This window comes from Acidithiobacillus thiooxidans ATCC 19377 (genome assembly GCF_009662475.1).
GTDB lineage: Bacteria > Pseudomonadota > Gammaproteobacteria > Acidithiobacillales > Acidithiobacillaceae > Acidithiobacillus > Acidithiobacillus thiooxidans.
In genome coordinates, this window is the sequence record NZ_CP045571.1 from 2,014,087 (window position 1) to 2,038,286 (window position 24,200).

Consider the following 24,200-nt stretch of genomic DNA (forward strand, 5'->3'; position numbering starts at 1 on the left):
GCCGTGAATTAAGTCGGATAGCACTTTTTATGTGCATGGCATATTATCTAGCCTAGCAATCCGATTGCATAACCAATCTACAGAAAGCCAGAGAAAGAACGATGAATAAATCAACAATAATGGAGAATATCTATCAACAGTTACGTGATCAGGGAAACAAAGAATTGTCACGACAGGATGTCATTATGGCCGTTGGATTGATCCTCGATCATTGTGCCCATGCCTTGGCTGAGGGAGAGCGTATTGAGATTCGGGATTTTGGGGCGTTTACCCTGCACATTATTGCGGCCCGCGCGGGACGTAATCCAAAGACGGGGAAATCGGTGGATGTCCCCGAGAAACGGACTGTGCATTTCAAGCCCGGTACGGCGATGCGCGTAAAAGTCAATCAGAACAATCGTAGCTTTTGATGAAATGACACTGATCACCGACATCACTTCTTCGGGGGACTACTATCCACCACGCAGCACCTGTCCATACACTGCATTGCGCATTTTATGACATTCCTCTACATTCCGAAGATGCGTATTTTTGAAAGAGGTCTCTCATGAATAAATCCGAATTTGTCGCCGCACTGGCCCTGCATGGCGCCATGTCCAAAGCGGACGCAGAAAAATGTTATCAGGTGTTTCGACACACTCTGGAGACCGAATTGCTGGTCGCAGGAAAAATCACCCTCCCGGGATTTTGTTCTGTTGAGATCGTCGATAAACCCGCGCGTAAAGCGCGGAACCCGGCTACGGGGCAAGAAATTGAAGTGCCTGCCAAGAAAAGTATCAAGTTCAAGGCGGGGAAAGAGTTTGTTGATAAAGTAAATCACTGAAGGAGAGAACATGACAGAAAGTAAAAAACGGGTGCGTCGGACTCCAGAACAGCGAATCGCGGATCTGGAGAAAAAACAGGCAGCGATTCTGGAACGTCAGAAAGCGGCGCTGGCCAGAATTGAGGCCGCGAAAAAACGACTGCTGCAATCCCCGTCAGCCCGTAAGGACAGAATGGAGCAGGACAAGCGCTTTATACGGGCGGCACAGGCCTTGGCTCCGGAATGGGACGCTCGACACTTTATCGCCGCCATCGAAAAAGCCCTTCAGGAAGATGCGGAGGCTCTGCAGGCGCGTGGGGAATCTCTATTGAAAGAACATGGCCAGCCCAGGCGGGGTAGACGGCCCCGTGGAGTTTGAGGCGTCTTTCAAAAGCCTCAGATACTGGCCGGGCACTCACACCAGAATGATCCCTTCCGCCTGATAATGATGCAGAACTCTCCATTCGGGTCAGCAGGTGCCGGTTTTACAGATCCGGCGGTATCCTATCGTGCAGGAGTCTCTACTGGAGACTGTGGACCCATTGCGGCAAGAGCCGGATCGCGAATCCCTCCGGGTCACTTTGTATGGAACGGCCGAAAAGGGCATACAGAGGGATTTCTTGCGAGGAACCTTGTTCAATCTCGTGCGTATCATCCGGGAAAATCAATGGGATAATCTGGACATGCCGTGAGCGACAGCAGCATCCTGCGTGGCTTGTCGGTATTCGCTCCGGTTTAAATCCGTTCACGAACGACGTCTGATGGGTAGCCACCCATGGCAAGGTCGGGGTGACAAGCTTTAGGCCTGTGGCTTATCACCGCCAAAAACAGGACGGTCATCTGAAGCACTCCACCCCGATAGCATGGAACTGTAAGGGATTTTAGACGGAGAGGGCAAACTGACCGTCCTCTTTGCCTATAGAAACCGCTACCGCTACCTCATGGAGGCACTCTGATGGCATGAGCAGCAACTTGATCACCAAGTATAGCGACACTGAAATACGCGGGCTCCTTTACCAGGCGCGCAAAGGCGATGCGACGGCCTTAGCCACCCTTGAGCGACGGGCGCGCGCTGGGCATGTCAATGCCCAGCGTTACCTGGGGGTCTACTGGTTTCGCACGAAAGAGCCGGAACGGGCAGTTGCCTGCTGGTGTGCCGCCTTTCCTCATGGATGTCGCTGGTCACGCTACTACTATGGCAAGGCCCTGTACCTGGGTCGCGGAATCGCCCAAAACCGCTTTTGGGCGTTGCGTCAGTGGCGGCTTTTGAGTGGTCATCCCAGTTCGGTAGGCCGCCTGGCGCGCCATGCCCTTTACCTATATGCCACGGAAATAACGGACTAAGCGCTAAGCGCCGGTATGGATTTATTGTTACCGCAACGAGTGGAGCACCGCGTCCCCCCTGGTTTTGCAAAAGCCTGTATGACAATTACTGCAGAAACGCAGGATAAGGTGCGGCGGGTTTCGTGGTAAATTCCCCAACCTGTACTATTTATGAAACATTACTCGTGCATGTGAAAGGATGCCGTAGAAAGTGCTTACTCATGATGTCCGCTTCTCCAAGGTGGATTGATACCGATGCTACCCTGGTTATTGCGTGCCTGGCTTTTGTTTGTGGTCATTGTGGTGCTGGCTGGAGAAGGCCTGGCTTATGAAACATGGCAGGATGTTTGTCAGGAATACAGCACCAACTTGCGGGTGCTGGCAGCCGCTGTGGCGGATGGCACGCATTTATTTCTCAAGGGGACCCAGTCTTCATTGGCCATGCTGGGTCAGGACACGGGCACAGGAGCCGATGGCACGCCTCTGGCGATTCACGAAAAATTGCAGGACTACCTGGTCCTCAATCCCGATTTCAACAGTGTCGGTGTGCGTACGGCAGGTGACGGAGTGGTGGCTGCCGGGATGGACAAGGGACTGCTGCGGACCTTGCTTTCACTTCCGGCATCGCCGGATGCCCGATCCCGGATTACGGACCAGCAGCGGCAACTGATCCAGCGTTGTAGACAGGCTTCCGACCTTTGCGTCGGTCCTCCTTTGGCGGTGCGTAATCCGGAACACCCCCAACATCCACACTGGGTGGTACCGCTTTTCCTGGGGGCACAAGGGGATCCCCTACCGACATTCCGTAGTGACCAACATGGTGGCCCTGCTGCCCTTGCAGCACGGCCAATTCCCTTTTTGGCACAATCTGCAGCTTCCTGCCTTGAGTTCGGTCTTTCTGCTGCGCCGGGATGGCTTTCTGGAAAGCCTCTATCCGCTGCCCACACAAAGCCCCTTTGGTACACGCCAAAACGGCATTGCCGTCCAGTCCATCCGGGCGCACCCCCAGGCCCGCTCTGCCAGCTTTTATGGCCTGGCTACGGCGTTCAATCAATGGCGTCTCGGGGCCTGGAACCAGGTGCGAGGCTATCCGCTGGTAGCCGGTGTGGGGCTGCCACGTTCCTTTCTGCTGGCCGCCTGGTGGAATCGGATGACCGGACCTTTCGCGGCCATGCTGGCTCTGCTGCTGCTTTCTACCTTCGGCTATTGGACCTTTCGCCGCATCGGCGAAGACCGGCAGCGTGAAAGATCGGCCCATGATCTGAGGTTGTGGGAGGCCAAGGAGCGGGCGGAAGTCACCCTCCATTCCATTGGTGACGGGGTGATAACGACCGACACCCAAGGTCGGGTCACAGATATCAATCCCGTAGCTGAATCCATGCTGGGTTCTGCACGCTCAGACCTTCTGGGGAAACCGCTCGAAACGGTTTTCCACATCGCCCATGAGGGGGATCACCTTCCGGTAGAAAACCCCATCCGCAGAGTCTTGCAGGAAGGCCGGATCGTGGGGCTGGCCAACCATACGGTTCTCCTGCGCGCGGATGGTCAGGAGATCGCCATTGAAGATTCTGCAGCACCGATTCACGGACGGGATGGTCAGGTGTTGGGCGCCGTACTGGTCTTTCATGATGTCACGGAACGGCGTCGTTTGACCGAGCACCTGGCTTATCAGGCGCATCACGATGATTTGACCGGCTTGCCCAACCGCAAGTGGTTTCTGGAGCAGCTCCGCCAGGCCACAGAGACGCAGCCCCTGCCGGGAGACCTCCTCCTGGTTGGCATTCTCGATCTGGATGGATTCAAACAGGTCAATGATCGCTGGGGACACGACCAAGGGGATCAACTGCTTTGTACGGTAGCACAACGGGTCCGTGAAACGCTGCGGCCTGAAGATAGCGTCAGCCGCCTGGGCGGGGATGAGTTCGGGCTGCTGCTGCCCCATATGCACGATCTGGAAGACGCCCAGCATCTCGCCCACCGGCTGATCCAGGCGTTGAACCAGCCTATTGAGATGGACACGCAGGTGGCGAACGTCTCAGCCAGTATCGGATGGACGATTCTCCCCGGGGATACGGGTGATGCCCCGCAGATATTGCGGCATGCGGATCTCGCGCTTTACGCGGCCAAAGCCCGGGGTCGCAATCAGTATTGTTTTTATGAAAAAACCCTGGATGTTGAACAAGAACAGCTGATGGAGATGTTGGCGATGACCCAGGAAGCGCTTGAAGCCCAGAACTTGGTCATGTACTACCAGCCGGTAGTGACCGAGCTATGCTCGAAAGTGGTGTACGGGCGCGTTACAACTGGCTTGAATGAGGTGGCGTACTGTTGCTACAAAGGGTTTCCGACTCAAAGAGCAACATAAGGAGTACGCCGTGGAAAAGAATACCGTAATAGCAGGTGGGATGGGAGAGTTGGGTCTGGGCATTGAAGGGATACTTCGACGCGCGGCACGCTCTCTGATTGAGCAGGCCATAGAGGCAGAGGTGGCGGTATTGCTGGAAGAATTTGCGACGGTGCGGATGGTTGATGGGCGTCAGGCGGTCGTGCGTAATGGGCATCTGCCGGAGCGCGAGATCATGACCGCTCTGGGTCCGGTACCCGTCAAAGTACCCAAGGTGCGGGACCGCTCAGGATCGGGGATCAAATTCAATTCGGTACTGGCGCCTCCGTATGTACGCAAATCACGAACAGTAGCCGCTACAGTACCTTGGCTCTATCTGCATGGGGTGTCTTCCGGCCACATGCAGGAAGCCCTTTCCATTTTGCTGGGTGATGAGGCCAAGGGACTTTCACCTGCGGTGTTGGGACGTCTCAAGGCGGAGTGGGCGCAAGAGTATGCCCATTGGCAACACCGCTCCCTACAGGGAAAGCGCTATGCTTACTGGTGGGTAGACGGTATTTATACGAACCTCCGTGCGGAGGAGGATCCGCGTATCTGCCTGCTGGTGATTATCGGCGTGACGGCAGAGGGCAAGAAAGAGCTGGTCAGTGTCAGTGACGGCCTGCGCGAATCCAAAGCTTCCTGGCTGGAGATTCTGCGTGACCTGCAGGCGCGCGGTCTGGAGGCGGCCCCTTTGCTCGCCATTGGGGATGGTGCCATGGGGTTTTGGGCCGCACTGGATGAAGCCTATCCCGAAACTGGTCAGCAACGCTGCTGGGTGCATAAGACCGCCAACATTCTCAACGAACTTCCCAAAGCCCAACAGAGCAAAGCCAAGGCAGCGTTGCAGGAAATCTGGATGGCCGCCAATCGCCAGGCTGCGGAAAAAGCACTGGACGTGTTTGTGCGCAATTACCAGGCAAAGTATCCCAAGGCCGTGGCTAAACTGGAAAAAGATCGGGCTGAATTGCTCGCTTTCTATGATTTTCCAGCCGAACACTGGCGGCATATCCGGACCACCAATGCCATTGAGTCCACCTTCGCTACGGTACGCCACCGGACTACCCGGACGAAGAACTGTGTATCACGCAGCAGCTTTCTGGGATTGGGTTTCAAGATGCTGCAGCAGGCTGAAAAACGCTGGATTGGGATTTATGCTCCAGAGAAAGTCCTGCAGCTTTTTGCAGGGGTGAAATTTATCGATGGCTTACCGGCTAACCTCACCCTGCCGGATGATCAACAGACCGCCGCCTGATCTATGTCAGAAAATGCTCATACACCAGATTTGACTATAGCTCGTAGTGACCCGGCCTGCCCCTTCTGCGTCACCGGAGCAGGGCGTGATTGGTTTTGAGGCCCTGATCCGCTTGCAGCATCCCCAACGGGGGCTGCTCACGCCCGCTGTGTTCGCCGAAGCGCTGGACCATCCCCGCCTGGCCCGTCGGATTGGCTGCTTTGTATTGGATGCGGTCCTGTCCCAGGGAGAACAGTGGCACCAGGCCGGGCTTCCCTTACGCCTGTCGCTGAATATCAGCGCCCGGCATCTGCTGGATCCCGAGTTTCTGAATGACTTGCAGTGCGCTCTGGCTGCACATCCCGGGATAGCCCCGGCGTATTGCGAAATTGAAGTCACCGAAAGTGCCCCCATGCTGGATTTTCAGAAGGCTCAGGAAACACTCCAGCACTGTAATGCCCTGGGTCTACGCATCGCCCTGGATGATTTCGGAACGGGGAATGCTTCCTTGAGCTATCTGCAGAAACTGCCTGCCCAGACCATCAAGATTGACCAGAGTTTTGTCCTGGACATGCTCAATGATCCTCGTGACTTTGCCATTGTTGCTGGCGTCGTAATGACCGCCCGCATGCTGGGTCTGGAGGTCATTGCCGAAGGCGTGGAAACCGTCGGGCATTTACAGTTGCTGGAGGCTCTGGACTGCCCGGCCCTGCAGGGCTATCTGTTTGCCAAACCGATGCCCGCAGAGGCCGTGCCAGCCTGGGTAAAGGCGTTTAACATAATAAATTACATCGGTAATTCTGCTGCACCACGCAATCACCTCATGGGTATCACGGATACAGGGCTGTTGGGCGCGCACCAGATACGCGTACAAGAATCCATTCAGTACCTCCAGGGGAAGGGCTGTCTGCCGGAGCGGATCTTGGGCCGCGATGATGCAGAACATTGTCATCTGGCCCTGTGGTTGAACCAGCTGCCCGACCGCGCCGCTTTGCCGGTCGACGTGGATCAGCTCCATCACCGCCTGCACCAACTGCTAAGAGATCATGTCGGTCCACCGGGCAGTCCGCAAGCGCGGCAATTAGCTCAGGAGCTGCTGGAAACCAATGCCCAGCTGATAGATGTGTTACACCGCTTTCTGGGGCATCCCCATGTTCGGTAGGTGGGTGCTCTTTACCGGGCCTCAAAGGAAACGGTCTGCGTGGGACGATCATGGGGGGTATGCCAGATGAAGATTGCTAGAAAAATCCATTCCCTGTCCGGAGAAAGCATCACGCCTTTTCAGAAAAGGGTACTCACCCTATTGATCGGGGATTCTGGCCTGTCGGCGGAACGGATGCTGGATATCCTCCTCATGGAGGCCCTCCTGGGCTATTGCGTTGATCGCAGCACGGGGGTCTCTGGTGCTCCGGATATGTCGGCAGCGAGAACCCATGACATTACCCGTCCACAGGGTCCTGAGATCAGTGACCGTGCTTAATGCAGTGGATAAAAAATAGCGAGGAGAGATAACTGTGGCAGAAGAAAGTCAGGCAGTACGGGCATTACTGGAATATCTGGAGGCCCAATTGGAAGGTGATGGGCCGCGTATTGAGCAGATCCTTGTTGAGCACCCCGACTTTGAAGCCCTCGCGCAACCCATGATTTCCCGAGTATTGGGTTTACAGGAAAAAACCCATCAACTGGTGGAGCACTTGCGGGCGGTTACCGTCAATGTGGATGGGGCGGCGGCGGATATTGAAACAGCCATGCAGGAAGTGCAACAAAGTTCTGGTCAGGTTAAATCGGCCATTACGGATAATGTGTCTTCGGTGCAGTTGCTGCTCAAAAAGATTCAGGAAATTAGTCGGGTCGTGGGTACTATCAAGGATATTTCCTATAAAACCAATCTGCTCGCCTTGAATGCGGCCATTGAGGCAGCGCGGGCAGGAGAACATGGGCGGGGGTTTGCAGTGGTGGCTGATGAAGTACGCAGCTTGGCAGCCCATGTTCAGGAAGCAACCGTCGAAATCCGGGAGAGCATGGAACAGATTGCAGATTCCGGAAAAGCCATGCAACAGAAAAACAGCGCAGTTCAGGAGCAGACGGCTGGCGTCGATTCTGTCGTGCAGCGCTTATTGGACAAGTCGCATCATTTGCGGAAGATGACCACGCGATTACAGTTTGAAGCGACACAGGAGACGCACCAGCATTTCGTCGAGGTGGCCTTGCGCGAATCCGAAAAGGGCACCCAGGCACTGTCTCCAGATCACCTGCCGCTGCCCATGGATTCTCATGCCTGCCGTCTGGGGAAATGGTACGATGGTACCGGCCGGATGCAGTTTGCTTCCCTTCGTGGTTTTCAGGACTTGGCCGTCCCGCATCAGCAGATTCATCAGTTAGCTGTTCAGCTCCTGCAGGCGACGCAAGAAGATTCACCAGATTTGCCGGCCTTGCGCGAAGCACTGCAAAAGCAGCACGAAGCATTCCGAAAGGCGTTATCGACGATGCATTCGGATTTGTCCGCTTGAGGCTCTGCAACTCATTATTTATAAGTGGGTTTATCAAACAGATACTCCGGGGTATGCTGCACGCCCAGGGCATTTAGAATCTCTGCCGTTTGATGGTCCTCAACGCTCTCCGCGACCTCTTGAATCGACGAGGTCATGGGCCATGACCACTATAGTGAAACCAGTTTCCTGTGTTAGTATTGACGTAGCGAAAGCCAAATTCGATGTTGCCCTGCTGAAACCCAATGGTAAATATCGCAGCAAGGTCTTTTCCAATAATTCTGAGGGGTTCCGGCAATTCCTGGATTGGTTGGAGAAGCAGGAGGCCCTCAAGGCTCATCTCTGCATGGAAACGACTGGCGCCTATGGCCGAAGCCTGGCGCGCTTTCTGGCGCAGCAACAGTTAGTTATCAGTGTGATGAATCCTGCCTTGATTCACGCCTTTGGTAAAACCGAGCTTTCCCGGGCCAAAACAGACAAAGCGGATGCTCGGCTCATTGCCCGCTATTGCCAGATGCACCGACCTGCCCCTTGGGTGCCACCGGCAGAAGCCATTGTGACTCTCCAGGCTTTGGTGCAGCGTCTGGACGACCTTCTGGGTATGCAGAATATGGAAAACAATCGCCTCGAAATGGCAGAGCCTGCCGCTCGCGCGTCCATTGAAGCCCTTTTGCTTACCATCCATCAGCAAATTGACGCCGTCCGCCGACAAATCCAGGATCATATGGATGATCACCCGGACCTGAAATCCCAAAAGGCGCTTCTGCTGAGTATTCCCGGCATCGGCGAGGCTACCGCAGCTATGCTACTGGCTTTCCTCAGTCCACTCACGCGCTTTCATTCCGCCAAACAGGTCGTCGCCTATGCGGGACTCAACCCGCGTATTCGTGAGTCGGGCCAGTGGGCCGGTAAAAGCCATATTGCCAAGGCAGGCAATGTTCTTCTACGCAAGGCGCTGTACCTGCCAGCCGTAGTGGCCAAGCGTTACAATCCAGCGATCGCCGCCTTTTGCGATCGGTTACTGTCACGGGGTAAATGTCCTATGCAGGTGATCATTGCCGCCATGCGCAAGCTCCTGCATATCACCTATGGCGTCCTCAAATCCGGTCAGCCGTTCGACCCTGAAAAAGCTCTTGCATGGGCGTCATCAAGACGGTATCTGTTTAACAGACGGACAACTGCGGCTAAGTTCGCAGGCGCGTGCCCGCTTAGTGCAGGAATTCACCCAACTGCTGGAGGCAACCCCTAAAAATGGTGGGATAAAGCTTGCCCAACGTATTGCCTACAGCATTACGACTTACCTCGACAGCATGCTAAAAAAGGAATGGGACAGATGGCAGCCGGACATTGGGTCGAACCCTCAGCCTTGGACTGAGGATGTTGATCATGAGACTTTTCTGGATGCCACGGAAGAAACCGACTCCAATATGGAGGATTTTTCGTCATGATTCGGAAGCTCAGACGAGGGGAGTCAGTTTACCAAAGAGGCCTATTTTCACCCATATCCCAGCTGGCTGGGCCTAAAACATCACATTCCACTTCAGTTGGAGGCGGCTTGGTTTTCAACAAAAAGTCTTCCTTTCGCGCTGCACTAGCGCTGCACTGAACAACGGGATAGGCAGGGACACCCTATGGTAACGTGGGATACTAAAAAACATAACCTACTGATAATACATATGTATGAAAAATGCTTATATTTCAAAATGTCCGGAAAATACCCTCAACTGGATTTAGGTTCCAGCGCCGCACGGCGTGGGAGTTCGAGTCTCCCCTTTCGCACCAAATTCAGGGTTAGCCGCGCCAGTCAAAAAACTGCCCGCCCTCAGAGCGTCATATACCAGGACGAAGCGCGCTTTGGGCGGATCAGTCTATGCGGACGTATCTCCCTCAGGATGGACGTAGGATTTGCTGGCCCAGTCCATAACTCACTTTTTCAGAAGTACCCTTGGATGTAATCCATCTCAGGAGATGTCCATATTTGATAGGCCAGCAATTTTCGCTGCCTTCGCCAGATCATTATCCAGCGTAGCCAAGGGCAAGCCTTTGCGCAAAGCTAATTCCAAATAGGCGGCGTCGTAGGAAGACAACTTGAAGCGTCTGGCTAGATTTAAAGTGTCGCTCAAAGCGTGCGTCACCATCGCTTGATCTGTCACGATGTTGAGCCGCTCCAGGATGGCAATGAAATATCGCGAGTTCACCTCGGTGACTATACCCTTGGACTCTAACTTGGCGATGACATTAGCCACTTCAAGCGACCATAATGGGGGTACCAGAGCCTGCGATTCCTTCAGTCTCCTGAGAACCGCACGGGCATAATCAACACCCGCCGGATTAGTTTCAGGCACCAACCAGAGCATGGCGACAGAAGCATCCAGAACAATACTCACGCACGACCCTCGTTGATGAGCGCCTTAACATCAACGGCACCAACCAGGTTGTTATTGGTCTGCATAAAGGAGAGCATATCATCGACAGCGGTCACGGTATCCTGATGCAAATTGCATTCTGCGGGCACAAGATCAGCTACGGCCTCGCCACGTAAAGTAATGGTGTAGCGGTTACCAGCCTGGACGCCGCGCAGCAACTCCGGCAGTTTTGTCTTTGCTTCATAGGATCCGACTTCGATGTTCATGAAAAACCTCCCGCGAATACAGACCAGCATATAGACTGGTCGTTTTTATTGCAACTTACAGACAAGTTAAGTAAAGGGAATCTCGAATAACAAAATTTCGCGAAGCAAGACTAACAGGGCCTTAGCTCGACTGCATACATTACTTTGTGGTGACGGGGTACCAACAGGAGGTTTTTGGAGTTCACTTGGGCGAGTTTTGGGCAAAGTGCCAGAAATCAGTGTGCAACCAGCACTGCAATTCATTTATTTGCTGGAGGTTGAGTTGATCAGACCAGCGGGTTGTCAATCCGATGGTCTGAATAATAGTCGTTACAGAGTAACGAAAAGGCGCGACTGGTCACGTGTTCTCAAAACCTGCCATGTAGAGCATGAAATCAAGCCTGAACCGCCGCCTCGCCCGCGATCTGGAAATTGATTTAGCCGGAGCCGTCCTGGCGGAAGATTTACTGGAAAGCTTGCGACATTAGTTTCGACCCAGGCGGAATAACTCAGAAGGCAGAACATGACCCAACATGGCAAGAACAATCAATACTAAACCCCATTGTGCCAATGTGCCTGGAAGCGCCTCACCCAGCCAAAATATCGATCCTAAAACCGCAAACAATACTTCCCCAGCTTGGGTAGACTCCACGGCAGCAAGACGATCAGGCCAAGGGTACATTGAGCGGGTTGCATAATAGAACAGCCCCGTAGCCACGACACCAGAGCTGACAGCAATCAGCGCAGCAAGGCCAACCTGCTGCAACGGGGGCCAGCCGTACTCAGTCTGCCCCCAAATACCCAAAACACACCAAAATGGCAGACTGCCGATGGTCATCCCCAGCATGCGGTCCATGGAACCCACAGCCGGATCTATTCTGCTGATAATCATCCGATTACCCAAGGGATAGGCAAAACAGGCCAGCAGTACCGGTAGAGCAATAAACAAGCTATCATGAAAAGTCGTTGTCATGAGATGATCCCACAAAATCAATAGCACCCCAAACAGCATTGCCAGTGATATGACAAAAGAACGCCAGGGAAAGCGTCTTGGACATGTTTCCGAATCGTGATTCCGACTGATCAATCCATCCAAGAGCATTCCGGCAAGAATCGTAATTTGCCATAATCCCGCAACTAACCAAGCTGGCCCATAAAAAGCGGCTAAGGTCAAAGGTGCATAAAAAAGACCAAAACCCACCGTTCCCCAAAGCATCCAAAGTATGGGGCGCTTTTTCAGTGAATCCAGCAACGGTCGCTTATTTTTTACAAACAGGAATATAACCAAAAGAATGGGCAGTGTGATCAAATAACGTAGGGAAGCAGACCATTGCCAACTGTAACCAGCGTTGTCCAGAGCTTTATTCAGTACAAAGGTCACACTGAAAAATAAGGATGAAAGTAATCCCGCGCTGATCGCCAGAGAAAATGAATGCTTGAATTTTTTATCAAACACTTTCCACCCTTTTACCCGTTGATATTATTAACTCTTTTTATCAGACGCAATGCATCATTGTGTCTCATGGGCCGGACTGGTCTAGTCCTCAACCCATTGATTGAACCGGACCAGCCTGCTGCCTGGTCCGGGCCCTTATGAGGCAAAATCAGAAACCGTTCATTTTGTGCTGGCTCAAGACAGCTCCAGGCGGCGCTCGATGCGGTCTAAGCGTTCAATCAGACGATCCACGCGCACACTGATGGTGGCTGTGTTCTCTTTGTTATGGGCAATGTCCCGGCGCACACTCGCAACACTGACCTCCAAGGAACCTAAACGGGTCACGACTTCTTCCAGCTTGCGCTTGATACGATCTTGCCCGACCTGAAAGCGTTTAATGAATAGCATGAATAAAGCTTCAACCAACCTCACGCAGCAAAAAACTCGGATCAGGCAAGCAAAGCGCCGCACCTGCCTGAGTCAATCGTTGGGTATCATGAACGCCGCAAAGTACCCCTAAAGGCAGCACTCCTGCAGCTACGGCCATTTCCATATCATGGACGGTATCTCCGACCATGACGGCGGCTTCGGGGGGCAACGCGTAATGATCCAGGAGCTGTTCGAGCATCAGGGGATCGGGCTTGGAACGGGTTTCGTCCGCACAACGACTGGCACTGATGCGTGCCGCCAGGTGCGGGTTTTCGTTCAGCACCTTGTCCAGACCACGGCGCGCCTTGCCCGTTGCCACGGCAATTTCAAAACCGGCATCCGCCAGGGCAATGACCGTCTGTTCCACGCCAGGAAAAAGTGGCATATCGACTGCCGGGGTGGCAAAAAAGCAATTCCGGTACCCCTCCAGAATGCGGGAACGCAAGTTTTCGTCCGCATCGGGGGCGAGAACCGCCAGCGCATCACCAAGGCCTAAGCCAATAATTTCCTTATATTGCTCTTCACCGCGATCGGCCAGTCCGGCATAAGCGAATGCATGGGCGAGGCATCGGCAAATAGTGGGAATGCTGTCCATCAAAGTGCCGTCCCAGTCGAAAATAATCAGACGGCGATCCTGCAGCACGGGATTCATGATTTGGACTCCTGACGTAATTGCTGAAGTAATCCTTCCAGCTCTGCAGGCAACGGGGCCTGGATATGCATGGGCTGCTGATCACGAGGATGCGTAAAACGAATGCTGACCGCGTGCAGGAACAGGCGGCGCAAACCCAGACTGCGCATGCGCTGATTGAAAGCCGCGTCGCCATATTTTTCATCACCCGCCACCGGGTGTTCTATGGCCTGTAGATGAACCCGGATCTGGTGAGTGCGCCCGGTATCCAGATCGGCCTGCAATAAAGCCGCACCCGGGAAATGCTCCAGCAACGTAAACCGCGTATGTGCGGGTTTGCCCTCGACCGGATCCACCCGCACCATGCGTTCTCCCGATTGCAGGGTATTTTTGCGCAAGGCCAAGCGCACGGAGCGCGTCTTGTCTTTCCAGTCACCCAGGGTCAGGGCCAGATATTGTTTTTCCATCTGCCCCTGACGCATTGCCTCATGCAGCGCCCGCAGTGCCGAGCGCTTTTTGCTGAGTACCAGACAACCGGAAGTGTCGCGATCCAGGCGATGCACCAGTTCCAGTTCGCGGGCTTCAGGCCGCAGTTGGCGCAGGGCTTCAATAATGCCCCAGCTCAAACCGGAACCGCCATGAACTGCGAGGCCACTGGGTTTGTTCAGTACCAGGACATGGCTGTCTTCAAAAAGAACCGCCGATTCCAGTTGTCCGCGCAGATGGGCAGGAAGAATGGCCGGATCACTCGGCTCAGCAACGCGCACCGGCGGCAGGCGCAGCACATCGCCAACAGCAATGTGGTAATGCGGCCGCGCCCGGCCTTTATTGACCCGCACTTCGCCACTACGAAGGATTTTGTAGATGTGGGAACGGGGCACGCCCTTCATGACCCGCAGGAGGAAATTGTCGAGACGCTGGCCCGCATCCGCATCGGTCACCAGCCACTGTCGCACTCCGTTTTCCGCCATATTTTCACCGCCCCTGCATTTTTTCGATTGCGATTCTATTCTTTTATGGCATATATTGCGACTGAGGACGCTGCGCTAACAGAGTGCGGCCCCCATTTTAGCATCGAAGGGCAAGCCTTTCGGTCCCAATTACAAACGCTGCGCTCCCCGGCCTGCTTGATTGAGCATGTGGGTTGAGCGCCGGAGAAAGAAGAACTTATGAAAAGGATGTTGATTAACGCTACCCATGCAGAGGAGTTGCGGGTGGCTTTGGTAGATGGTCAAAAACTCCTCGACCTGGATATTGAACGCGCCTACAAGGAACAAAAAAAGAGCAACATCTACAAGGGCAGAATCACCCGCGTAGAGCCCAGTCTGGAGGCGGCTTTTGTCGATTATGGGGCCGAGCGTCACGGCTTTCTGCCGCTCAAGGAAATTGCCCGGGAATACTTCCAGCAACAGGAATCCGGCCAGGGCCGCAAGCGTATTCAAGAGCTGATTCGCGAAGGTCAGGAAGTCATTGTTCAGGTGGACAAGGAAGAGCGCTCCAGCAAGGGGGCCGCCCTCACCACCTTTGTCAGTCTGGCTGGTCGCTATCTGGTCCTGATGCCCAATAATCCCAGGGCGGGCGGCGTTTCCCGACGCATTGAGGGCGATGATCGCACCCAGATTCGTCAGCACCTTCAACTTCTCGACATTCCCGAAAATATGGGTGTTATTGCCCGTACTGCTGGCATTGGTCAAGAACTTGAGGCGCTGCATCGTGATCTCGAATACCTGAAACAAATCTGGCAGGCCATTGTCGATACGGCCGCACCCCGTGCCGCCCCTTTTCTGATTTACCAGGAAGGGAATGTGGTCGTCCGGGCCCTGCGCGATCACTTTTCGGAAGATTTTGGTGAAGTCCTCATTGATGAGGAAGGCGCCTATAACGCTGCCGTGCAGTTTATGGGCGCCATGATGCCGAAAATGGTGCACCGCCTGAAACATTACGATAATGACGTGCCCCTCTTCAGCCGCTATCAAATTGAACAACAGATTGAATCGGCATTCAGTCGGGAAGTGCGGCTGGAGTCGGGCGGGGCCATTGTCATTGATCATACCGAGGCGCTGGTTGCCGTGGACGTCAATTCCGGCCGTTCCACCAAGGGTCAGGATATTGCCGAAACCGCTTTCCGCACCAATCTGGAAGCGGCGGAAGAAATCGCCCGGCAAATCCGTCTGCGGGATCTGGGTGGCCTGATTGTGGTGGACTTCATTGATATGGAGTCTCCTAAACATCAACGTGAAGTGGAAGGCAAGCTCAAGGAAGCCCTCAAGCTGGATCGGGCGCGGGTACAGCTCGGCCGTATTTCCCGCTTTGGTTTGATGGAAATGTCCCGGCAGCGGCTGGGAGCCAGCCTGGAAGAAGCTTCTACGGAACCCTGCCCGCGTTGTAATGGTACGGGCCAGATTCGCGGCTGTGAGGCGACCAGCATGCATGTGCTGCGCTTACTGCAGGAAGAATGCATGAAACCCGGTCCTGCTGAAGTGCAGTGTGAAGTACCGGTGGATGTGGCCGTTTATCTGCTCAACGAGAAACGTCTGCCGATTCTCGAACTTGAGGCAAAAACAGAAACCCGCATTGTCATCATTCCCAAGCCGGAGCTGGTAACCCCGCACTACAACATTGAGCGCACCCGCATGGAGGCGAGCGCCACGCGGACTTTGCCACAAAACCTGAACAATGCTTTACCCGCACGTCCCAGCCGCCCTGGTACCGAATCTGCGGCGCTCAGTCCGCTGACTGCGCCACCACCGCCCGACGTTCTTCCCCCGCTCCGCACTCCGGCGCCAGCAGCCAAAAGCAAAAATACTGGCAGCAGCAACAAGGCTGCCGCGCCCGAAGAGGGGATTCTCGCCCGTCTGGTACGCGCTTTGGTATCGCGTTATGTCCCGGTGGACGCAGCTACCTTTCTGGCAGAAAGTAATGGCGGCGAAACGCCGCCTGCTCCTGAAGAGGAAATAGTCGAAGAAAATTCCGGCGAAGAAAACCGGGGCCGCCGTCGGCGGCGCGGAGGTCGGCGGGCCAGAGCCCGGCGTTCGACCCAGGGTAATCCAGGAGAGAACGAAAACGCTCAGGAAATGGAGGCCGGGGAAACCACACCGGAAACCACTCATGCAGCGCCTAAAGCAGCAGCCAAAACGCCGGCAAAGCCTGAACAGCCGGCGCCGCGTGAACTGCTGATCTATCCCGGGCCGGTTCCTGCCACGGACGACTGGCATCAAATGCTGGTAGCCACTCCGGTGAGCACAGCAGTGCTTAGTGAGAGTCTCGCTACCGAGCCTGCTGGCATTGCAGCTGCCGAGGAAGCGCCAGCGGAAGCTCATGAAGAAACCCGGGCGGAAACATTGGAAGCAGTGGAGATACAGCCTGATTCAGCCCCTGAAACCACGAGCTCCATAACAGAGTCCGTCCAGTCCTCTGATTCTGAAGCAGCAGAGCTCTCTGCAGAGCCAGTGACTGCGCTGGCGGAACCTTCTGCCACCGGGAGCTCCTCATCAGCAGCGACGGCAACCAGTCCTGAAGACTGGCATTTGCCGCTGTTTACTGAAACGGCAGCAACAGCGGCTGTTTCAGTAGGGGACGTTGCAGAAAGTGTTGAAGACCCCGGTCAGCAGTCCCTGCCACTTAACGACGATTAATTCGTAAAGCGGCTACTGCTCGGCAATTCAGGCTCCCTGCCGTCGCCAACTGGTGCCGGCAGGGCCATCTTCCAGAATAATCCCTGCAGCAGCCAATTCCGCACGAATGGCATCTGCACCCGCGAAATCTTTTTTCTGGCGGGCGGCAAGGCGGGCCGCTATGCGCTCTTCAATCCAGGCATTATCGCTTTCATTGGAACCCCGGAAATAGCTTTCCGGGTCTTCCTGCAATATTCCCAGCATGGCTGCCAGTTCGCGCAGGAGGGTGGCCAAGGGTGCTGCCACTTCGCTTTGCTCATCTCGCAAGCGATTGACTTCCCGGGCAAGATCAAAAAGGGTGGCGAGCGCCGCCGGCGTATGAAAATCATCACTCATGGCGTTATGAAAACGCTCCCGCCATTCACTGCCCAATTCAGTCACAATGTGACGTGCTGGCATGCCGCGCAGCGCCGTGTACAGGCGCGTCAATCCGGCACGGGCCTGCTCCAGCCCTTCTTCACTGTAATGCAAGGGACTGCGATATTGGCTGGAAAGAATAAAAAAGCGCAGCACTTCGCCTGAAAAAAGAGGCAGAAGCTCGCGCACCGTTAAAAAGTTATTCAAGGACTTGGACATTTTTTCGTCATTGATGCGCACAAAGCCGTTATGCATCCAATAGTGGGCAAAAGCGCAGCCTGCCCCCTGGGATTGGGCAATTTCATTTTCATGGTGCGGAAACTGCAAATCGGCGCCGCCACCATGAATGTCAAAAGTGCAGCCCAAGGCATCTGCAGACATGGCCGAACACTCTATATGCCAGCCGGGCCGACCCTCACCCCAGGGTGAAGACCAGGAGGGTTCATCGGGCTTGACCGCTTTCCAGAGGGCAAAATCCAGGGGATCGCGTTTATCTTCGCCCAACTCCACGCGCGCGCCCGAAATGAGTTCATCAATGGATTTGCCCGAAAGCTTTCCATATTCCGGAAAACTGCGCACGGCGTAATACACATCGCCGTTGGCAGCTGCATAGGCATGTCCCCGTTCAATCAACTCGGCAATCATGTTTTGCATGGCGCCTACATGCTCCGTAGCACGCGGCTCCAGGTCCGGCTTCTGGCAGAGCAAGGCGGCTTCATCGGCGTGCATGGCCTCAATGAAACGCGCGGTCAGCGCCTGAATAGACTCGCCCTGTTCCAGAGCACGACGGATAATCTTGTCGTCAATATCGGTAATATTACGTACATAGGTCACTTTCATGCCCCGTGCCCGTAAATAACGCACCACCGTATCAAAAGTGACCATGACCCGGGCGTGACCCAGATGACAGTAGTCATAGACTGTCATGCCACAAACATAAATACCCACCTGCCCCGGCGTTGCCGGTTCCAGAATGGTCTTGTCACGCTGCAGGGAGTCGTAAAGAGTAATAGATGGCAGGGATGGCGACATTAATTTCTCGCTTCAGATAATACGCTGGCGGCAGTATGCAGGCGCTGTTGGGCGCGCTCCATACCGATTAAAGGCAGGAGGGCTGCCAGTTCGGGGCCATGACTGCGTCCTGTCAAGGCTGCCCGCAGGGGCATAAACAAGGATTTCCCTTTTAATCCACTTTCCTGCTGCAGGGTTTTGGTCCAGATCCGGTAATCTCCGGCTGACTGCTGGAGGAGCATCGCAGCCAAAGGCCAGAATTCCGCCGGGGTTTCCGCGAGGGCGGCAATTGCTGTGTCTTCTTTTTCCAATGCAGCGAATGCCTCATCGGCAAAACAACGTATTAGCCAATCCACGGCGTCTTCGGGAAACAGCACGTTGGCGCGCACTGCGGCGACAAACTGTATTTGCAGATTTTCATCTTCACTAACAGCCTTCAAAATTTTTTCCCGTAATCCATTTTCAATATCGGATAGGTTGGCGGCAAGCAGACGCTTCCATAGCTGTGCATCGTTCAACGCATACTGCAGATCCCGCCACTCCCATAGCTGTGTGTCGCTCAACGCCTGCAGTGCCAGACGCTGCCAATGCTGAAGCTGAACGACATCAAAATGCCCCGGCGCGCGGCTTATTTTTTCCACCGAAAAGCCCGCAGCCAGAGCCTGATCATCCAGCAAGTCAGTTTCCGCATAATGATGACCGAGACGGGCCAGATAATTGCGCACCGCCTCCGGAAGATAGCCGTAAAATTGCAGATCACGCAAACTGGCCGCGCCGTGGCGTTTGGACAGCGGCTGACCATCACTACCCAGCAGAAGGGGCAGATGGGCATATTCGGGTACGGGCAAGTCCAACGCCTGCAAAATCAGAATCTGACGCGGGGTATTGCTGAGATGATCCTCTCCGCGCAACACCAGATTTACCCCCATCAGGGCGTCATCCAGCGCATTGGCGAAGAAAAAGGCCGGACTGCCATCACTGCGGCGAATGACAAAATCACCCAGATCAGCCAAGGCATAGCTGCGCTCACCCCAGACCCGGTCGGGCACGGTCAACATTCCCGAGTCGGGCACCCGATAGCGCAACACCGGCTGAATACTCCTGGCTTCAAGATCACTGCGCTGCCCCTCATTCAGATGCCGACAACGTCCGCCATAGCGCGGTGACTTGCCGGAAGCCCGTTGCACCGCCCGTTCTGCGGCCAGATCCTCGGCACTGCAATAACAAGGATAAGCCTGTCCTGTTTCCAGCAGAGCTTCGTAGTATTTTTGATAAATATCCAGGCGTTCCATCTGCCGGTAAGGACCCACCGGGCCGCCTATGTCGGGGCCTTCATCCCAGTTCAGACCCAGCCAGCGCAGGTCTTCCAACAGGGCTTTTTCATAAATTTGCGGTGAGCGGGACTGGTCTGTATCTTCCAGCCGCAGAACGAAACGACCCGCAACAGCTCGTGCTGCCAACCAGGCAAACAAGGCGGTGCGGGCGTTTCCCAGATGAAGATAGCCGGTGGGGCTGGGGGCGAAGCGACTCTTGAGATTCATGGTGGTATAGTATTGCGCCATAAGCCGTCTCGCAATGACAAAACGGCAACAGGATACTTGGTAAAAGGCAGTCTCCTCTCTCTTTTGCCAAGCATTCAGGAAATGGAAGAAATAGCATGGCTCAAACTGGCAGCCCCCGTGCGCGTGGCAAGGCACCCAAACGTCCTCGTTATGGACGCTGGATTTTGTTAATCATCGCGCTGATCATCATCAATAATTTCATTGGGATCAGCATTTATGTGTATCGCATCTGGGAAACCCTGCCGCCCGTTCATGAGCTGAAAGAATGGCATCCCGATGAACCTCTGCGGATTTATGCGGCGGACGGGTCGTTGCTCCAGGAAGTCGGTCCGCAAATGCGCTATGCCCTGCCGATTGACCAGATTCCGGTCAAATTGCAGGAATCTTTCATATCTGCAGAGAACGCCCGTTTTTACAGTAATAATCCACTGTACTATCCGGTCAGCTATCCGGGCATCATACGTGCGGCGCTGGTCGACCTGATCCATATGTCTCCTGTACAGGGGGCCAGCACCATCCCCGAGCAGGTTGCCCGTAATTTTTACCTTACACCACAAAAAACCATCACCCGTAAAATTGCGGAAATTTTACTGGCTTACAAACTGGCGGACCACTTCAGTCACAAACAGATTCTGGAACTGTATCTCAATAAAATTTATCTGGGTCAGGGGGCCTACGGCGTTCAGGCTGCCGCCCGCACGTATTACGGCAAGAGTGTCGAACAACTGACATTGGGGGAAATGGCCACCATTGCCGGACTCCCGCCAGCACCCTCGGTACTGAATCCAGTCATGAATCCGGATCTTGCCAAAAAACGCCGCGCTTATGTTCTGAAACGTCTGGTCAATCGCGGTTATATTACCAGGGCTGAAGCCGCCAAGGCCAATGCTGAACCTGTTCTATCCCGTTTCCATGCCCAGGCTTCGGATAGTGCTCCTTACGTCACCGACTGGATCGCAAGCTGGCTGACCCAGCAATTTGGCAGTGATTTCACCTATCGCTCAGGACTCAAGGTCTATACCAGCATCATTCCCAAAGATCAGATTGCCGCCAACGAAGCCGTAGCCGTAGGACTGGAAAACTACGATATGGGACTTTCCAGCATGGACCCGAAAATCTATCGTGGGCCTGTTGCCCGTTTGAGTGGCGATGCCCTGCAAACGGCCCTTACCGGAAAGCGTCCCGATGCCCTCCCGCCTCATGACCCGGCCAACCTGAAATGGGGGGTAGTCATCACTGCCAATAGCAAAACGGCTACGGTTTCACTGGAGGGCAAGAAAAACATCAACATGACCCTGCGTGATGTGCGCTGGGCCCGTCTGCGTTTCAACAGTCCCCTGCCCAGTCAGGTCGATAGTGTTTTACATAGTGGCGACCTGATCTGGCTGCGTCCCTACGTTCATGCGATGACCGCTGGTGCCGGGCAGGAATGGGGTGCCAATGTCTGGTCTTCCGCTGGAAAGGATCCGGGATGGCAGCTTACCCAGATTCCAAAGGTACAGGGCGCGCTGGTCAGTCTCGATAGCCGCAACGGCGCTATTCACGCGATGGTGGGCGGGTTCAGCTACGAACTCAGCCACTTCAATCGTGCGGTATTTGCCTATCGGCAACCCGGCTCAGGCTTCAAACCTTTTGTCTATGCAGCAGCCATGGATGCACCGGCACTGCTAGCATCCGGTCAAAGCACTTACATGACGCCCCAGACCCCCATACCGGATACCCCTCTGTCCATCACCCTGCCCGATGGGCAGGTTTATGCGCCGACCAACTACAGCAAGCAGTTCTCGAACACGCCCATACCGGTATGGTCCAATCTGGCGTACTCCCACAACGTGCCCAGTGTCCGCATTTTGATGGATATTGGCATCCCCTACGCCGCCCAGTATGTGCAGCGTTTCGGGTTTCCTGCCAAGCAGGTTCCAGAGGTACCTTCCATGGTTCTGGGTGCCGGAGATTACAGCCCGCTGCAAATGGCCAGAGCCTATTCGGTATTTTCCAGCGGTGGTTTTCTACCCCACCCTTATCTTATTACCAAAATCGTCAATGGTCGGGGAACCCAGATTTCCTTACTGAACTGCCCCATGGGTTATGCTCCCCCACCCCAACAGACAGCCATACCGCCAGGCGTCGCCTATTTGATGACGCAAATGATGCAGCAGGTCATTAAAATTGGTACGGGTGTGGCAGCGCAAAGCCTCGGACGTAATGATATTGCCGGCAAAACCGGTACCACCAACAATGAAAACAACGCCTGGTTCAATGGTTTCAGTCCACGCATGACCACCAGCGTCTGGGTGGGTTATGACGACAACCATACCATGGGACGCTGGGCAGCCGGGGCACGTGAAGCCTTGCCGATCTGGATTCACTACATGCGTACCGCTATGGCGGGATATCCGGCGACGGGCTTTTTCCGTCCTCCTTCGGTCACCGGGCCCACTATCAGTGGCGGCAGCAACGTCATCGGGGTCAGTGATTATCTGGCGGGTTACCCCCCCATTGCGCCCACTTCTTCCACGGCTTCAACCAGTAGCGGTGCAGGAACGGATACGGGGAGTAAATTGATGGATACTATCAAGAACCTTTTCTGAGGAACGCCGCTTGCAGCAGACGATAATTTATCTGCTGGTTAGCGGCTTGGTTTATCTACTCTATGGGGCTACAGGATGACCATTACGATTGTCTGGTTGCGCCGGGATCTTCGTCTCGCTGATCATCCGGCCTTGTGGGAAGCCTCCCAGGAGGGGGTAGTCATACCGCTGTATATTCTTGATGCGGATGAGCAGGCTGGCGCTGCCGAGCTCTGGTGGCGGCATCATAGTCTGCAACAATTACAGGAATCTCTTGCCCGGTATGGTTTGCCTTTAATACTCAGACGCGGGAAACCTCTGCAGATTTTGCAGGAAATTATTGCTGAAACTTCGGCGCGAGCGGTTTTCTGGAATCGCCGCTATGATCCTGCTGGAATAGCTCAGGATACCGCCATCAAGGCCGAGTTGCGCAGCCAGGGTATTGCTGTGCGCTCTTTTACGGGTGATTGCCTGGTTGAACCCTGGCTGCATCATCATGACGAGAAACCTTATAAGGTTTTTACACCTTTCTGGAAAAGCCTCCTGGCTCGCTTCAGCATTGCGCCAGCATTACCAGAACCCGATTTTTCGGCTTTACCGCATCAACTGACCCAAGACCTGGTAACTGAAACTCTGGCAGAGTGGCATCTGCTTCCACAAAAGCCCAATTGGGCTAAACGCTTTTCGGAATTCTGGGCCCCTGGTGAAACCGGCGCCAAAAACAGACTTCAGCAATTTTTGGATGAATCACTGGTGAACTACAGTGAGGGGCGGAATTTTCCTGCCCAAAATTCCGTATCCCGACTTTCTCCGCACCTGAGTCATGGTGAAATCAGTCCTCGTCAGATATGGCAGGAAACGCATTTTCACTTGCGGCAACATCCCGAGCTTACGGATGAAGGGGAGCATTTTTTGCGGGAACTGGGCTGGCGCGAGTTTTCCTGGCATTTACTGTTTCATTTTCCGCAGTTGCCGGATACCCCACTGCGTCCGGAATTTGCCGATTTTCCTTGGCAAAAAGATACGCTTTTGCTGGAACGTTGGCAGTCTGGACAAACGGGTTATCCGATTGTCGATGCAGGTATGCGCGAACTTTGGCAGAGTGGCTGGATGCATAATCGGGTCCGGATGATTTGCGCAAGCTTTCTTATCAAGGACCTTCTGGTTTCCTGGCAAGAGGGAGAAGCCTGGTTTTGGGATACCCTGGTAGATGCGGATCTGGCTAATAACAGCGCCTCTTGGCAATGGGTTGCCGGTTCGGGCGCAGATGCAGCTCCCTATTTCCGGATTTTCAACCCGGTATTACAGGGAGAAAAATTTGATCCCGAAGGCAAATATCTGCGCCGTTGGATTCCGGAATTATCCGCTCTGCCCGATCGCTTTATTCACCAGCCCTGGGCGGCAGATCAGGACCTTCTTAAAAAGGCAGGGGTGGTTCTGGGAGGCAATTATCCTCAACGGCTGATTGATCATCATGAAGCCAGACAGCAGGCCCTGGATATTTTCGAGAAGCTGAAGAAAAATAATCTGGCAAAATCTGATAATTTATAATCCAATAAAAATATAAAACCGTATTAATATAATTAACCGGAAAACCATCCAAAAAGTTTTTAGTTGAACTTTTGAGATTATCTACTACTCTCAATAAGGAGACATTCATTCAATTTGGATGTTGATTATTGCAATTTC

General features: G+C 54.3%; 22 protein-coding genes. 14 read left to right on the plus strand and 8 right to left on the minus strand.

Translation table 11 applies throughout. The features are described 5' to 3' along the window. Window positions 1-101: 101 nt before the first annotated feature. The 11 genes from GCD22_RS10660 (at window position 102) to GCD22_RS10705 (ending at window position 9,480) form a co-directional block, all read left to right on the plus strand. Window positions 102-410 (plus strand): HU family DNA-binding protein, encoded by a 309-nt coding sequence (locus tag GCD22_RS10660; RefSeq protein ID WP_153940777.1) that lies wholly within the window; start codon window positions 102-104, stop codon window positions 408-410. A 137-nt stretch (window positions 411-547) separates the two neighbouring features. After that, the gene (locus GCD22_RS10665; protein ID WP_153940778.1) at window positions 548-823 is read left to right on the plus strand and encodes an HU family DNA-binding protein; all 276 of its coding nucleotides are present in this window, start codon (window positions 548-550) and stop codon (window positions 821-823) included. Window positions 824-833: 10 nt separating this feature from the next. Further along, complete coding sequence (locus GCD22_RS10670) at window positions 834-1,181, plus strand: hypothetical protein (RefSeq protein ID WP_065973787.1); 348 nt, start codon at window positions 834-836, stop codon at window positions 1,179-1,181. 581 nt (window positions 1,182-1,762) lie between these two features. After that, complete coding sequence (locus GCD22_RS10675; RefSeq protein WP_075322000.1) at window positions 1,763-2,146, plus strand: SEL1-like repeat protein; 384 nt, start codon at window positions 1,763-1,765, stop codon at window positions 2,144-2,146. A 234-nt stretch (window positions 2,147-2,380) separates the two neighbouring features. Beyond that, on the plus strand, window positions 2,381-3,370 hold the full coding sequence (locus tag GCD22_RS18010) for a hypothetical protein (RefSeq protein ID WP_170286739.1): 990 nt from the start codon (window positions 2,381-2,383) through the stop codon (window positions 3,368-3,370). Beyond that, a complete protein-coding gene (locus GCD22_RS10680; RefSeq protein WP_170286740.1) occupies window positions 3,276-4,490 on the plus strand; it encodes a diguanylate cyclase domain-containing protein in 1,215 nt (404 codons plus the stop codon). The genes GCD22_RS18010 and GCD22_RS10680 overlap by 95 nt, the downstream gene beginning before the upstream one ends. 40 nt (window positions 4,491-4,530) lie before the next feature. Then, the gene (locus GCD22_RS10685) at window positions 4,531-5,763 is read left to right on the plus strand and encodes an IS256 family transposase (protein ID WP_306670500.1); all 1,233 of its coding nucleotides are present in this window, start codon (window positions 4,531-4,533) and stop codon (window positions 5,761-5,763) included. An 85-nt stretch (window positions 5,764-5,848) separates the two neighbouring features. Continuing rightward, entirely contained in the window at window positions 5,849-6,904 is a 1,056-nt protein-coding gene (locus GCD22_RS10690) for an EAL domain-containing protein (RefSeq protein ID WP_244947522.1), read from the plus strand. A 66-nt stretch (window positions 6,905-6,970) separates the two neighbouring features. Next, entirely contained in the window at window positions 6,971-7,222 is a 252-nt protein-coding gene (locus GCD22_RS10695) for a hypothetical protein (RefSeq protein WP_031573920.1), read from the plus strand. A 34-nt stretch (window positions 7,223-7,256) separates the two neighbouring features. Then, window positions 7,257-8,252 (plus strand): methyl-accepting chemotaxis protein, encoded by a 996-nt coding sequence (locus GCD22_RS19070; RefSeq protein ID WP_153940781.1) that lies wholly within the window; start codon window positions 7,257-7,259, stop codon window positions 8,250-8,252. A 142-nt stretch (window positions 8,253-8,394) separates the two neighbouring features. Next, window positions 8,395-9,480: an IS110 family RNA-guided transposase gene (locus tag GCD22_RS10705; RefSeq protein ID WP_211371665.1), complete on the plus strand. Its 1,086-nt coding sequence runs from the start codon at window positions 8,395-8,397 to the stop codon at window positions 9,478-9,480. Window positions 9,481-10,192: 712 nt separating this feature from the next. Here the strand turns inward: GCD22_RS10705 and GCD22_RS10710 are convergent. The 6 genes from GCD22_RS10710 to rluC all read right to left on the minus strand — a co-directional run bounded on the left by GCD22_RS10710 (window position 10,193) and on the right by rluC (window position 14,308). Beyond that, a complete protein-coding gene (locus GCD22_RS10710) occupies window positions 10,193-10,618 on the minus strand; it encodes a type II toxin-antitoxin system VapC family toxin (RefSeq protein ID WP_031575283.1) in 426 nt (141 codons plus the stop codon). Beyond that, the gene (locus GCD22_RS10715) at window positions 10,615-10,863 is read right to left on the minus strand and encodes a type II toxin-antitoxin system Phd/YefM family antitoxin (RefSeq protein WP_010638602.1); all 249 of its coding nucleotides are present in this window, start codon (window positions 10,861-10,863) and stop codon (window positions 10,615-10,617) included. Before GCD22_RS10715 ends, GCD22_RS10710 begins: the two co-directional genes overlap by 4 nt. Window positions 10,864-11,326: 463 nt before the next feature. Beyond that, window positions 11,327-12,298, minus strand: coding sequence for a DMT family transporter (locus tag GCD22_RS10725; protein WP_080707870.1), 972 nt, complete (start codon window positions 12,296-12,298; stop codon window positions 11,327-11,329). A gap of 174 nt (window positions 12,299-12,472) precedes the next feature. After that, window positions 12,473-12,685, minus strand: a complete 213-nt coding sequence (locus tag GCD22_RS10730) for a hypothetical protein (RefSeq protein ID WP_035211420.1) — start codon at window positions 12,683-12,685, stop codon at window positions 12,473-12,475. A 10-nt stretch (window positions 12,686-12,695) separates the two neighbouring features. Beyond that, the gene (locus GCD22_RS10735; protein WP_031575276.1) at window positions 12,696-13,358 is read right to left on the minus strand and encodes an HAD family hydrolase; all 663 of its coding nucleotides are present in this window, start codon (window positions 13,356-13,358) and stop codon (window positions 12,696-12,698) included. Beyond that, window positions 13,355-14,308 (minus strand): 23S rRNA pseudouridine(955/2504/2580) synthase RluC, encoded by a 954-nt coding sequence (rluC, locus tag GCD22_RS10740; RefSeq protein ID WP_031575273.1) that lies wholly within the window; start codon window positions 14,306-14,308, stop codon window positions 13,355-13,357. Before rluC ends, GCD22_RS10735 begins: the two co-directional genes overlap by 4 nt. A gap of 198 nt (window positions 14,309-14,506) precedes the next feature. Between rluC and GCD22_RS10745 the strand changes: the two genes are divergently transcribed. Beyond that, a complete protein-coding gene (locus GCD22_RS10745; RefSeq protein WP_226856085.1) occupies window positions 14,507-16,972 on the plus strand; it encodes an Rne/Rng family ribonuclease in 2,466 nt (821 codons plus the stop codon). 27 nt (window positions 16,973-16,999) lie between these two features. Here GCD22_RS10745 and cysS read toward each other — a convergent pair whose 3' ends face one another. Next, window positions 17,000-18,400 (minus strand): cysteine--tRNA ligase, encoded by a 1,401-nt coding sequence (cysS, locus tag GCD22_RS10750; protein ID WP_031575260.1) that lies wholly within the window; start codon window positions 18,398-18,400, stop codon window positions 17,000-17,002. Then, window positions 18,400-19,941, minus strand: a complete 1,542-nt coding sequence (gene gltX / locus GCD22_RS10755) for a glutamate--tRNA ligase (RefSeq protein ID WP_031575257.1) — start codon at window positions 19,939-19,941, stop codon at window positions 18,400-18,402. Before gltX ends, cysS begins: the two co-directional genes overlap by 1 nt. Before the next feature lie 95 nt (window positions 19,942-20,036). Here gltX and GCD22_RS10760 point away from each other — a divergent pair, with 95 nt between their 5' ends. Both GCD22_RS10760 and GCD22_RS10765 read left to right on the plus strand, forming a co-directional pair. Beyond that, window positions 20,037-22,532: a penicillin-binding protein 1A gene (locus GCD22_RS10760; protein ID WP_031575252.1), complete on the plus strand. Its 2,496-nt coding sequence runs from the start codon at window positions 20,037-20,039 to the stop codon at window positions 22,530-22,532. Between the two features lie 75 nt (window positions 22,533-22,607). Further along, on the plus strand, window positions 22,608-24,062 hold the full coding sequence (locus tag GCD22_RS10765) for a cryptochrome/photolyase family protein (protein ID WP_031575250.1): 1,455 nt from the start codon (window positions 22,608-22,610) through the stop codon (window positions 24,060-24,062). Window positions 24,063-24,200 lie beyond the last annotated feature (138 nt).